We start from the raw sequence: 11,548 nt of genomic DNA, 5'->3' as shown, positions 1-11,548 counted from the left end.
GGTTTGCTGGGAACGCCCATGATGGCACTATTCCCTGTGGACTTACCAGGATTGCCCTACCATCGCTTTCTGAATCTAATCGCCCAACTTGACGACGAGATGCGATCGCTGATTGCAACTAAAAGGGCAAAGGACACTGACGATGGAGATGTGCTGTCGATGCTGATCCAAGCTCGTGACGCCGAAACTGGCCTCGCTCTGAGCGATGATGAATTGCTGGGACATACTGGCGTCTTCTTTTTAGCCGGACACGAAACCAGTTCCAATGCACTTACCTGGACGCTGTTCCTCCTCTCGCAACATCCGCAAATTTTTGCCGATCTCCTCGACGAACTCGAAAGCGTGCTGCATGGTGAAGCGCCGACAGTCGAGCAATTGCAACAGTTGCCGTTATTAGAGCGAGTTATCAAAGAGAGTATGCGTGTATTGCCGCCAGTCCCCTGGAATGGGCGCGTCACCGCGCAACCGACTGAACTCGGTGGTTATGCCTTGCCTTCGGGAACGGAGGTATTTGTCAGTATTTACCAGACTCACCAGATGCCCGAACTTTATCCAGAACCGGCGGTTTTTAATCCGCACCGTTGGGAAGGATTTGAACCCACTATTTTTGAATACAATCCCTTCAGTGCTGGGCCTCGGATGTGCATCGGTGCAGCCTTTGCCATGATGGAAATCAAAATCGTGCTGGCAATGCTTTTACAACGCTACCGCCTGCAATGCATTCCCCATCTGAAGGTTGACCGTTTTGGGGTGATTGTCATGGCACCGAAATATGGGATGCCAACGATCGTCCATCAGCAAGATCGTCAGTTTAGCCAGGGAGTGGGTGGCGTGTGCGGTAACGTGCGAGAGATGGTGAAATTGCCTGAATAATCCGTGCGAGTAGGGGCGACGCATTCGGACAAAAAATCTTGGGCGATAGGCACTTGGAACCCCACCCCTGCCCCTCCCCGTTCACGGGGAGGGGTTCAATATTTCCTCTCTCCGTTCACGGAGAGGGGTTAGGGGTGAGGTTCGGGACTGCATCCAATAGAGAATTGCGGCTATTTGAGACGGCAAACCAGGTTATTTCCTCTGTAGCGTTGTTTCCTCTGAAGTTCCCCGGAAGTGGGAAAATGAGACAAATGGCGCTTAGTGACAAAATTGCAAGGAAAGAGGGAAATGCTAAAACGGATTGCCGCACTACTACTGGTGGTATTAAGCGTAAGCTTGCAAAGTTGCACTGTCGCCAGTGCTACCAGTGGCTTAAAAAGCTATGTAGATAGCACCGACGGTTATCAGTTCCTATATCCCAACGGCTGGCTTCCAGTCGAGGTGAAAGGTGGAGCCGATGTAGTGTTCCACGATATCATTGAGCCTTCTGAAAATGTGTCAGTCGTCATTAACCCGGTTGGGGCAGAGAAAAGCCTCGCTGAGCTGGGGACACCGACGGAAGTGGGATACAAATTATCAAAAAGCGCGATCGCACCCCCAGGATCGGGACGCGAGGCAGAATTAGTGAACGCTGAAAAGCTGGAATCTAACTCTAAGACTTATTACATACTGGAATACACCGTCAAACTCCCCAATCAGCAACGCCATAATCTTGCCTCTATCGCCGTCAGTCGCGGTAAACTTGTCACCTTCAACGCTTCTACCACAGAAAAACGCTGGGAAAAGTTGAAGCCATTGTTAGAGCAAGTCGTTAGTTCATTTTCTGTCTATTAATAGCGATCGGCTGATGGCTAATGGCTCATAAAAGTGATGAGAGTGATAAGAGTTGAGGCGAAAAGAGAATTATTTAATTCAAAACTCAACACTTAAAACTTTTGACAATTAGCAACTCGCCACTGACAACAGAACGATGACCCTTCCCACTTTAGTCTTAGCCTCCGCTTCTCCAGCCCGCCGTCGCCTGTTGCAAAGTGCCGGAATCGAGCCGGTGGTTTGCCCTAGTGATTTTGATGAATCCCAAGTCTCAACTAGCGTTGCATCCGAATTGGTGCAAACTCTGGCGTTGCGGAAAGCGGAAACGGTTGCGAGTCAATTTCCAGATGGTTTGATATTGGGATGCGATTCGGTGTTGCTGGTTAACGGTGAAATTCATGGGAAACCAGCAGATGCAGCACAAGCGATCGCCCGTTGGCAAAAAATGCGCTCCCAAATCGGCGAACTCTATACGGGTCATGCTTTAATTGACCAGCAGCAAGACAAAACCGTGGTACGCTGCGGCATCACAAAAGTTTATTTTGCCGATGCTAGCGATCGCCAGATTGAAGCCTACGTCGCCACTGGCGAACCCCTCAAATGTGCTGGCTGCTTTGCCTTGGAAGGCAGAGGGGGACTATTTGTAGACAAACTGGAAGGTTGCCATACGAATGTCATTGGTCTGAGCTTGCCACTACTTCGCCAGATGTTCGGTGAACTGGGATATGATGTCACCGACTTTTGGCAGGATAAAAAATGAAAGAAGTTTGTTGTCCATTGCTACTAGCAAATAACAACTGATAATTGATTTGTGCCTTTTTCTTAAATTGCTCCGGAATTTGTTAAGGTTCCTAGATTTTTGATTGAGGCAAAGGATCTGTGTGTCTAATATTGGCTAAGGCAAAGCTTTTGGAGGGCTTTTGTTCATGGGAGTAAGTAACGAGTTTAAAGCACAACTCAAGGCTGGCAAAATTTTTGAGGCGCTCACCTTGGCACTCAGCGAAGCCATCGAGTTAGAAATCACCACCTGGGTTTCATCGGCTGACTCAGACGCCTCGCCTGGGGTGAGGACAGACCAATCTTTATCCGGTCAACCTTTACCCGGTCACTGTATGCGAACCCGCATCAACATTGTGGATGGTGATATAGAAAATGAAGTCGGCAGCGAATTTCTGAATAGCGGCCCCTACAACGAACTGCGGGAATTTCACCTCCAGCAAGTTCACGAAGGTCGGGAAATTATTCAGGAAAACCTGGCAAACTTGCAACAGCTGTTTACAGTTTTAACGAACACGCTGTCTGAGATACCAGGATCGCGATCGCGTTCAAATCCACAGCAAGTTTTACCTCCTATCGATTCAGATAATCCTTAAGAGTCAGAACACTTGAGAGCCAAAATAAATGCAAGTCAAAGGTTAAGCTTCTCTTCAGGACTGAGTTTTGAGTGTTGAGTATACCCCAGACTTAAAAATAGGGGCTTGAAATCAGGACGCTTTATTCCTTGGGGCTACATCAACTTGAAACAAACTGCGCCTCTAATTTCCGGTTTGAAAAGGCTTGTACCCTAGTTACTTTAAACCTCAGTCCTCAGTCCTCAAACCTCAGTCCTCAGTCCTCAAACCTCAGTCCTCAAACCTCAGTCCTCAGTCCTCAGTCCTCAGTCCTCAGTCCTCAGTCCTCAGTCCTCAGTCCTCAGTCCTCTTTCTATTGACAACTCACAATTGGCTGGAAATTTGGTTATGGCGGCAAGCGATAAATTCAAACAACAACTCAAAGCTGGCAAAATTGTTGAGGCACTTTCTACGGCACTCAGTGAGACGATTGAGTTAGAAATCACCACCTGGGTTAGCTCTGCCGACGTAGATGACAGGACAAGCGAAGAACAGCCTCAACCAGGTTCGCGGATGCAGACCCGGATTAATATCGTTGAGGGCGACATCACCAACGAGATTGGCGATCGCTTTCTCAATAGTGGCCCCTATAGCGAACTGCGACAATTCCATCTAGAGCAAGTTCAGCAAAGCCGCGTGATTATCAACGACAATCTCAAGAGTTTGCAAAAGTTATTTGGGATGTTGGTAAGAGTCGGGTACCAGAATCCTAAAGCTGCCCCGATTCCTCCAGACAAGTCTAGAGTTGATCCTCGCCTACCGCCAGACGAAACCGCAGCTTCTATCGTGACAATTGAGCCTGAAGTTTTGCTTGTTGAGGGGTCGCCAACAGATGCGATCGCATTTGACCCCCGCGTGGAGATTGACACCGTTCCTGCCATTGCACCCACACCATCCGTCACACCCGATTTCCTGCCCCCAGCGACCCCAGAAACCCCTGTAGAGCCAGCCGTGAGTGCCCAGGAGCGGGAAGAAGCCGTCATCCAGGAACCACCGTTTCAGCCAGGGTGGACGCCGGAATTCGGCTCGGCGCTTCCCCCGGATTTCCTGCCCCCAGTGACCCCAGAAACCTCTGTAGAGCCAGCCGTGAGTGCCCAGGAGCCGGAAGAAGCCGTCATCCAGGAACCACCGTTTCAGCCAGGGTGGACGCCGGAATTCGGCTCGGCGGTAAACTGGGGAACCGAGGAGGAGTGGGAAGAAGTGGAAGTGGAGGAGGAACCGACACACCCCTTCTCAGCGAGGTTTGCGCCTGTTGAAGATGAGGACTGGAATGACAATGACGATGGCTGGGAAGAAGATGAGGAGCCGTCAACGACGCCCGATATCAGCAGCAATCCTAGCGGCATTTCAGATCCCATAGCGGTTTTGTTTGGAGACACTCCCGTGGAGCCTTCCCAGCCTTCTCCACCGATGTCAGATACGCGATCGCCCGTCAACATTGAAGAGGCTTTATTTTCACAAACACCGCCTTCACAAACACCGCCAAAGCCGTTTGATGAGTTTGATGAATTTGAAGAAGATGAAAACGAATTTGACAATCCATCGCCTCCACCACCCTCCAAATAATCATTAAAACCAAACTGGATTCATACAACGATGGTCAACACACCAGATACCAACAGCAACGAGATTAATCCCAACCTGCGGAAAAATTTTAACAACTTTTTGCAGTCTCTGACCGATGTGCTAATCGACATCACGGCTCTCGAAGTAAATACAATGGTCGTGGATCATATTAGCGGGACTAAGTTTATTCCTTGGGAAGCGTATCGAGATATTTACCCAATTTCCACAACCTATTTGGAAAGAACAGGAATCCATCCATCTCTATGGTCTCGGTATCTGAGTCTGCGTAAACAAATCGAGACAGAGTATTGCCTATATTGCCTTGAGGAGAAACTTTTAGAACAGGATGCTTCACAGCTCAGGGAATATGTCCGAGTTCTCAGCGATCCCACAGCAGAACTGGATATTCAAAAAACAAAACTGCCTAACCCGCTGAGTCCTTCTGCGAATCCGGCTGTTGAGATTAACAAGATTCAAAACTTACTCGATGACAGTAGATTTTTACGGAGCTTGCGGAAAGTTGATGAGCTGAAAGCAGCTCTGGATAATCGGAATAAGTCTTTGCAAAAAAGCGAAGCATCGCAAGCATTAGACCCGGTTGAAGAAGTAACAACCGATATGATTTATGCCCAATCAATCATTCAGTTAGATGGAGATATTATCAACCGCTATCATCAGAGACTTTTTGAACACGAGCATAAAGATATCATTTTAGATATCCACAGACAGGGTGTTACTGCGGGTGAAAAACAGTGGCATGGGTTATTAGAATTTATGGTGAATTTAGTAGAATCGTTGGTCAATCAAGGCAGTTCCTCAATGAAAAATTTATTCAAAAACCGCAATTAATCCTGAAAAAACCGATCCAAAAAAATAGGCCAAAAAAATAGGAAAGATGAGCTGAGAAGGAGTGGGAAATTATCTATCAGGTTCCTTTAGGCAACCTCTTAATTTAGATTCATGCATTCAAATCGAGGAAGTCAAAGACGCAAAGGGACAGTTAGTGTCTCATTTCATCAGATTCAACTTAGATGAAAACATCCTCGATCAAATTTTGCAAGCGAGAACCAATGGACAAAACTTATCCATTTCCCGGCGTTTGCTAGCAGAGTTGCGTTCTTATGCGCTAGTAGACGCGGGAAGCTGCTTACAGTCTGGGCTGATTTTTTGCACTCACTACGAGCAAGCGGAGAGTAGTGAGTCAGTAGCGGAAAACTTTGTCATGCAGAGTACGATCGCTCTCGATGGAGACATCATTCACCAAATTCGCCACGATTGTCTTAAAGATTCTATTTGGTGTTTAGCGATCGCAACTGCTCACCACTGGCTAATCGATCAACTGCTCAATCAGCTACAGCTCAAGATTGCCTTATGGTTGAATGGCCTATCTTGGATGCTCTCTTTGCTAACTACGGCGGCGACAGTTATCTCTAACTTACAGCGCCTGAATTTATGGACGCTGTTAGCATCGGCGGCGATGGCATGGTTCTTGCAAGTAGGCTTTAAGCGTCTGTCGCTGTTATTTTTGCCGTTGCTGAGGCGTTGGGTTTTTCGTCAATTGTTGTTGCGCTTGCTTTCTTCCAATCCGAGGGATAGAAAGATTGCGAAAGGCATTTTAGGGCGGTTCGTGCCTTAACAAGAGGAGTTGGAGGTGATGCGATCGCTTATCGAGTTGCGTTGCATAAAGCGTAGCGATCGCTCTACTCGCATCCTTCTAACGAACTCTAATAAACTGGCTTGTATGCAGCACCGCTTCACCATGATCCGGAATCCATGCTACCCATTCGTCCTCAGACTGCTGGCAAAGTAGCAACGCTTCATCGTGGCTATAAGGGTTGGGAAGTTCTAGCAACTGTACCCAAGTCGAATCCTGATAATCCATCTGAGACTGGGTTCGATTGGTTTGAGGTGCCCAGCTTCTAGTCCGAGACAGCAAAGGAAGTACGCAATAATTCAATGTCATATCTGTTTCCCCTCCAATAGCGATAACAGCACTCAGAGTTGGCTGACTGCTCTCCGTCGCAGTTAAGAGCCTCCACTGATAAGCTATTTTCAAAACATTTCTGTAACAAATGCTACGGAATTTTTACCGATCAAATCAACTACCTGTCGTAAAACTTTATGTTTGATAAGACGAAACCTAAGAGGGATGCAAGATCCAGCGAATAGCAATTCTCTATTGGAGGCAGTAAAGTTTAACCCCACCCCCGCCCCTCGACCTTCACCCAGAGGGGTTCAATATTCTCCCCTCTCCGTTCACGGAGAGGGGTTGGGGGTGAGGTTCCGAGTTCAGCAAAGAATGCAGAGGTAAGCAAAGTTAAAAAAACGACCCAGAATTGACTACTTCATTGTTGAAGATTTGAGGGGAATAGCGGTGGAATCAGGTGAGGCTTCGACGATAACACCCGCTTTATTTTCGGCTATCAATTTAGGTTTTAAGTAAAGATTTTCCAACAGGACAGCGGCACCCGCCACCCAAGGAGGAACAATCAACGCGCCAAGAATGCCTAAAACCTGCGTTCCTCCTAGCACCCCCAGCAGTTGATACAAAGGATGGACTTTCACAGAAGAACCTACCAGTAGCGGATCGAGGACATAAGTTTCCACATTCTGGATAATCACGAACAACAGCAGCACCCACAGGAACGTCCACCCACCTTGAGAAACTGCCACGATGAGAGCGGGAATGGCTCCCAAAACTGGCCCCACAAAGGGGATCAAATTGGTGAAACCAGCGATCACGCCAAGTCCGAGTGCAAACTCTGATAGCCCTAAAAAACCTAAGCCAAGGGTAATCGCTACCCCTAAAATCCCTGAAACCGCAACTCGACCTTGGATATAATTCCCCATCCGCTGGCTCATCGGTGCCACTTGAGCCTCCAGACGTTCATCCCAAGGCGACGGGAATAGCTGCACCAAACCTTTAACCAGGTTTTGACTACCCGCCACCATATAGCCGGAAATCAATAAAGCCAAAATTAAGCTAAAAACGCCGCCAATAATTCCTTTGGTGATGTCGTAAGAGCGCAGCAGGACTTGTTGACTGGAACTAAACACCCACCTAGTTAGCGCTTGGGTATCAAGGAGTTGGTTGACTAAATCGGGTCGCTCGTCGTTGTAACTGATTACAATTTTCTGAATGAGTGCCCGAAGATTTTCAATGTATATTGGCAAATTGACGGCAAGCAGTTGAATCTGCGCGGCTACGGTAGGGCCAATAATCAATCCCGCCCCAACGATGCCAGAAATTAGCGTTACATAAACAACAATGACCGCCAACCACCGGGGAAGCTGCAAGCGTTCAGCCTTGTCGATGAGGGGGGAAATCGTTGCTGCGATGACTACGGCAACCATGAGGATGACTAGGAGACTCCGCAGCTGCCATAGCAACACTCCCAACAAACTGGTGACGACAATTAGCAGGATATTCGATAGAGAAATCGCAGTGCGCCGCTCGAACATGATTTAGTAGCGATGGGCTAGGTGTAAACTACCTACACAAAGAATAGCGCTATCGTGTGGGCTTGCAGCGTCACCGAGAAATCCCTCTGTTTAGACTTGCGCCACTTTGTTGCAATACACACTCCTAACCATACCCCCAACTCGATCTCCACAAGTGGAAAGGGGCCGGGATGGGGTTAAATTGCACTGCATCCCAACGAGAATTGCGATAAGAGGGACACAACGCGCTAGGCGACTCCATGAAATTTAGGTTGAGTCATCTTCTTTAACAAAGCTTTGGCTTGATTGAGTTCTTCGTTGCGCTGGTACAGTTCTTCACTGAGAGACTGCAACTCCTGATTCATCGTCTGTAGTTGTTCGTGGGTGGACTGGAGTTCCTCTTGAGTCCTGTTCAACTGTTTTTTGAGATCCAGACGTTCTTGTTGAACGGTTTTTAGCTCTTCTTGAAGCACCAGGAGTTGTGTCTGCTCGGTTGTTAACGCTTGATGGGTAGACGAGGGTTGCTTGGGTTTTACCTGTGGCTGAAACACTTGCTGGAACTCTGGCTGGAACACTTGCTGCAACTCTTGCTGCAACTCTTGCTGCAACTCTTGCTGGAAGTATGAGGGTTGCTTTTCTAGAGGCTTCACTGCCTTTTCAGGGCTTGTCTGGGTAAGCGATCGCAACTCCTCTCCCTTAGTCTGGACACCTTTAGTCTGGACACCTTGGCTAGTCTGGACACCTTGGCGGATGCGATCGCGTTTGGAGTCCTGCACCTCAGATGCATTCAGATGCACATTTACCTTTGGCGTCTTTGTATAAACACGCCGCTTCAAATCTGCGGTGCTGAAAGTCTGAGGGCTGTTGAGCAGTCCCTCCGCATGACCTAATACGAGAAAGCCACTATCCCGGAGCGCAAAGTGAAAGCGGGACTGGATTTTTCGTTGGGCTTCGGGATTAAAATACATCAGGGCATTGCGGCACATCAGCAGATCGAGACGGGAGATGGGCGCATCTTCAATCAAGTTGTGGCGACTAAACAGTAGCGCAGAACGCAACTCCTTATGAACAATGTAGCTGTTAGGAGTGCTATCAAAGTATTTCTCTAACAAAGCGGGAGGAATCCCCGCAACTTCCTTAGCCGTATAAGTTCCCTGACGAGCTTGCTTAAGAGCTTCCTCATCGATATCTGTGGCGTAGATTTTGACCCGCGCCTGGAACTGTTCGATTCCCAGTATCTCCGCAAGGATGATTGCTAACGAGTAAGCTTCTTCTCCAGAAGCGCATGCAGCACTCCAAACTCGAATCGGTTCGTCTGGTTCCTTCTTCGCAACGATCTGAGGGATCAGCTCGTGAGACAAATAATCCCAAACTGAGCGATCGCGGAAGAAAGAAGTAACATTGACTAAAAGTGTGTTAAATAGGTGAGTAAATTCTTGGGGATGCGCCTTTAGGTAATCAATATACTTTGTACAGCTGTCGATCCCCACTTTCTGTATCCGGCTCATTACCAGACGCATCAAACTAGGACGCTTGTAGCTGGTGAAATCAAAACCACGACTTCGCTTTATGTAGTCCAGCAAAGCTTCTAACTCATAAGCTGCTTTAGTCCGGGGCGGAGTCGTATAGGCAGTTGATTGTGATATTGGCATCATTTATCGTTATACAAGTAAAAGTGTAGCGACCTGTCAAGTAGAGGTATATTTTTTAGGAATTGTCCTAAATCGATCCCGCCTTGCCCCGCTTGCGGGGCAAGGCGGGATTTTGATGTTTATTTTTTTGATATTTAGCATCATCTAGATAAATTGCGATCGCTGTAATTACTTTAGCGGTGAATGCTTCTAGATTCATCCTCACAAAGTAGAGCAATCAGTAACAGATATTCCAACGGATGAAGAGGTCTTTAGCCTACCTTAATATCCAAGCAACCAACCTTGAGGACAAGGCACTCTGAAAGATAATTATCTACCTATTTTTAACAGGGAGTCGCACTACCAGGCTTCTAGGCTTCTTTGTTTTAAATTCCTAAGAATTTCTGAAACCAATTCTTTCTGCTTTGGAGTTAGTTTATTCCAACCATTTCCCCAAAGTTTTTCTTGGTTCGTATCATTATATGTAAAAGGCATTCTTGTTAAATTATTCATTTTACACCTCTTATTTCCTTTGACCCTGACAGATGGAAACTCCCTAATTCAGTCGTCTATTAAAGGAGACAACAAGGGACACGAGAGGAACTTAATACTCGACTATTTCAAGCATAAACACGAGTAACAGTAACGTCTGTCCGGTTTCGCACATATTTAGGGAAACCTACAAGATTTATCGGCATCTAGTCATGTTTTGTGGTCAAAAACCCCTTTTAGCTCAGCTTTGCTGAGACTTATCACATTTGTCAGTTGCCATCTTCGCCTTCATACTTGGCAACACGACGGAGCTTCAAAGCTGTCTATCTAATGATGTGTAACTGTCTCTTGTGATGGTGACGGTAGCATCTCACCATGTACTACGATTGTGCGCTTTGTGCTTGGCTCCCCTTAGTAGCGCTTAGGAAACCGCGCAGAATGACAGTTTCAGCTCAAGTTACACTTGGTACTATTTAAACAATAAACGCGATCGCAAACGCTGTCTGTCCGCTTTCGCACATACGAGAAAACAAACAATTTAAAAAGAATTTATCCGCCATTTACCCAGCGTCGCCCGCTTGAAGAATGAATTTGATAGCTATTCGTGAACCCAGGGTTGAATATTCTCCCCTCTCCGTGAAGGTCGAGGGGTTGGGGGTGAGGTTCCGAATCTATTGCATCCAAAAGAGAAACCCTATATACAACGCTCGCCCAATCATTAATCCTAGCCGCAGTTGTGCAACAGCATCTAGGGCAACACCATCTAGTACAACGCCATCTAACGGTGTTCCGTGCCAAGCAACCGACCGAACTCGGCTTTGATAATTCCATAACACTCGCAGGAGATCGCTTCCAAGTCGCCTTGATTCAGAATGGTGATTTTGCCACGGCTGTAGCGAATCGTTCCCGCTTTGCTGAGGGTGCCAGCCGCCACCGTGACGCCAGAACGGCGTGTGCCCAACATCTGGGCGATAAATTCCTGAGTGAGGGGAAACTGGTCTGATTCCACGCGATCCTGAACGGTTAGCAGCCACCGGGCAAGTCGCTCTTCTATCGTATGCAGGCGGTTGCAGGCGACTCCTTGAGAAACCTGAGTCAGCAGTGCTTGCGTATAGCGCAACAGCAGGCTTTGCAGTGCCCCTCCCCGCTTAAACTCGGATCTGAGCTGCTCTGCCTTCATTCTTATGCCATTGCCTGCGACCTGCACCAACGCTCGGTTGCTCGTTTTGTTGCCTCCTAAAATTATGGGGAGACCTACCATTCCGTCATTACCCACCATTCCAGCTTCCACAGTCGAGCCATCTTCCAGCACGCTGAGTAAAGAAACAATTCCCTGTTGGG

General features: G+C 47.6%; 14 protein-coding genes. 8 read left to right on the top strand and 6 right to left on the bottom strand.

The window, feature by feature from the left end:
* The 8 genes from H6F50_RS24795 to H6F50_RS24760 all read left to right on the top strand — a co-directional run.
* Nucleotides 1-873: cytochrome P450 (locus tag H6F50_RS24795; RefSeq protein WP_190430731.1), on the top strand; the 873-nt coding region annotated here is incomplete at its 5' end.
* A 288-nt stretch (nucleotides 874-1,161) separates the two neighbouring features.
* The gene (gene psbP, locus H6F50_RS24790; RefSeq protein WP_190430730.1) at nucleotides 1,162-1,707 is read left to right on the top strand and encodes a photosystem II reaction center PsbP; all 546 of its coding nucleotides are present in this window, start codon (nucleotides 1,162-1,164) and stop codon (nucleotides 1,705-1,707) included.
* 136 nt (nucleotides 1,708-1,843) lie between these two features.
* Nucleotides 1,844-2,446, top strand: coding sequence for a nucleoside triphosphate pyrophosphatase (locus tag H6F50_RS24785; RefSeq protein WP_190430729.1), 603 nt, complete (start codon nucleotides 1,844-1,846; stop codon nucleotides 2,444-2,446).
* A 166-nt stretch (nucleotides 2,447-2,612) separates the two neighbouring features.
* On the top strand, nucleotides 2,613-3,059 hold the full coding sequence (locus tag H6F50_RS24780; protein WP_190430728.1) for a hypothetical protein: 447 nt from the start codon (nucleotides 2,613-2,615) through the stop codon (nucleotides 3,057-3,059).
* A 128-nt stretch (nucleotides 3,060-3,187) separates the two neighbouring features.
* Entirely contained in the window at nucleotides 3,188-3,397 is a 210-nt protein-coding gene (locus tag H6F50_RS24775) for a hypothetical protein (RefSeq protein ID WP_190430727.1), read from the top strand.
* 28 nt (nucleotides 3,398-3,425) lie between these two features.
* Complete coding sequence (locus tag H6F50_RS24770) at nucleotides 3,426-4,643, top strand: hypothetical protein (protein WP_190430726.1); 1,218 nt, start codon at nucleotides 3,426-3,428, stop codon at nucleotides 4,641-4,643.
* 30 nt (nucleotides 4,644-4,673) lie between these two features.
* A complete protein-coding gene (locus tag H6F50_RS24765) occupies nucleotides 4,674-5,492 on the top strand; it encodes a hypothetical protein (RefSeq protein ID WP_190414529.1) in 819 nt (272 codons plus the stop codon).
* Between the two features lie 154 nt (nucleotides 5,493-5,646).
* The gene (locus H6F50_RS24760) at nucleotides 5,647-6,279 is read left to right on the top strand and encodes a hypothetical protein (RefSeq protein ID WP_190430725.1); all 633 of its coding nucleotides are present in this window, start codon (nucleotides 5,647-5,649) and stop codon (nucleotides 6,277-6,279) included.
* Nucleotides 6,280-6,357: 78 nt separating this feature from the next.
* Here H6F50_RS24760 and H6F50_RS24755 read toward each other — a convergent pair whose 3' ends face one another.
* The 6 genes from H6F50_RS24755 to H6F50_RS24735 all read right to left on the bottom strand — a co-directional run.
* On the bottom strand, nucleotides 6,358-6,606 hold the full coding sequence (locus H6F50_RS24755; RefSeq protein ID WP_190430724.1) for a hypothetical protein: 249 nt from the start codon (nucleotides 6,604-6,606) through the stop codon (nucleotides 6,358-6,360).
* A 377-nt stretch (nucleotides 6,607-6,983) separates the two neighbouring features.
* Entirely contained in the window at nucleotides 6,984-8,105 is a 1,122-nt protein-coding gene (locus H6F50_RS24750; RefSeq protein ID WP_190430723.1) for an AI-2E family transporter, read from the bottom strand.
* 227 nt (nucleotides 8,106-8,332) lie between these two features.
* Nucleotides 8,333-9,739: a protein-glutamate O-methyltransferase CheR gene (locus H6F50_RS24745; protein WP_199292365.1), complete on the bottom strand. Its 1,407-nt coding sequence runs from the start codon at nucleotides 9,737-9,739 to the stop codon at nucleotides 8,333-8,335.
* Between the two features lie 64 nt (nucleotides 9,740-9,803).
* Nucleotides 9,804-9,935, bottom strand: a complete 132-nt coding sequence (locus tag H6F50_RS27810) for a hypothetical protein (protein ID WP_277878397.1) — start codon at nucleotides 9,933-9,935, stop codon at nucleotides 9,804-9,806.
* A gap of 140 nt (nucleotides 9,936-10,075) precedes the next feature.
* Nucleotides 10,076-10,228, bottom strand: a complete 153-nt coding sequence (locus H6F50_RS24740) for a hypothetical protein (RefSeq protein ID WP_190430722.1) — start codon at nucleotides 10,226-10,228, stop codon at nucleotides 10,076-10,078.
* 757 nt (nucleotides 10,229-10,985) lie between these two features.
* Nucleotides 10,986-11,548 (bottom strand): Crp/Fnr family transcriptional regulator (locus tag H6F50_RS24735; protein WP_190430721.1); only part of this gene is annotated, 563 nt, incomplete at its 5' end.

The organism is Coleofasciculus sp. FACHB-712, assembly GCF_014695635.1.
Classification (GTDB): domain Bacteria; phylum Cyanobacteriota; class Cyanobacteriia; order Cyanobacteriales; family FACHB-T130; genus FACHB-T130.
This window is presented reverse-complemented; position numbering and strand designations above follow the sequence as displayed.

Excerpts from the sequence above, each read along its gene's own strand:
- H6F50_RS27810 (WP_277878397.1), bottom strand. The coding sequence starts at position 9,935 with ATGAATCTAGAAGCATTCACCGCTAAAGTAATTACAGCGATCGCAATT.
- H6F50_RS24770 (WP_190430726.1), top strand. The coding sequence starts at position 3,426 with ATGGCGGCAAGCGATAAATTCAAACAACAACTCAAAGCTGGCAAAATT.
- H6F50_RS24780 (WP_190430728.1), top strand. The coding sequence starts at position 2,613 with ATGGGAGTAAGTAACGAGTTTAAAGCACAACTCAAGGCTGGCAAAATT.
- H6F50_RS24755 (WP_190430724.1), bottom strand. The coding sequence starts at position 6,606 with ATGACATTGAATTATTGCGTACTTCCTTTGCTGTCTCGGACTAGAAGC.
- H6F50_RS24750 (WP_190430723.1), bottom strand. The coding sequence starts at position 8,105 with ATGTTCGAGCGGCGCACTGCGATTTCTCTATCGAATATCCTGCTAATT.
- psbP (WP_190430730.1), top strand. The coding sequence starts at position 1,162 with ATGCTAAAACGGATTGCCGCACTACTACTGGTGGTATTAAGCGTAAGC.
- H6F50_RS24785 (WP_190430729.1), top strand. The coding sequence starts at position 1,844 with ATGACCCTTCCCACTTTAGTCTTAGCCTCCGCTTCTCCAGCCCGCCGT.
- H6F50_RS24765 (WP_190414529.1), top strand. The coding sequence starts at position 4,674 with ATGGTCAACACACCAGATACCAACAGCAACGAGATTAATCCCAACCTG.
- H6F50_RS24740 (WP_190430722.1), bottom strand. The coding sequence starts at position 10,228 with ATGAATAATTTAACAAGAATGCCTTTTACATATAATGATACGAACCAA.
- H6F50_RS24745 (WP_199292365.1), bottom strand. The coding sequence starts at position 9,739 with ATGATGCCAATATCACAATCAACTGCCTATACGACTCCGCCCCGGACT.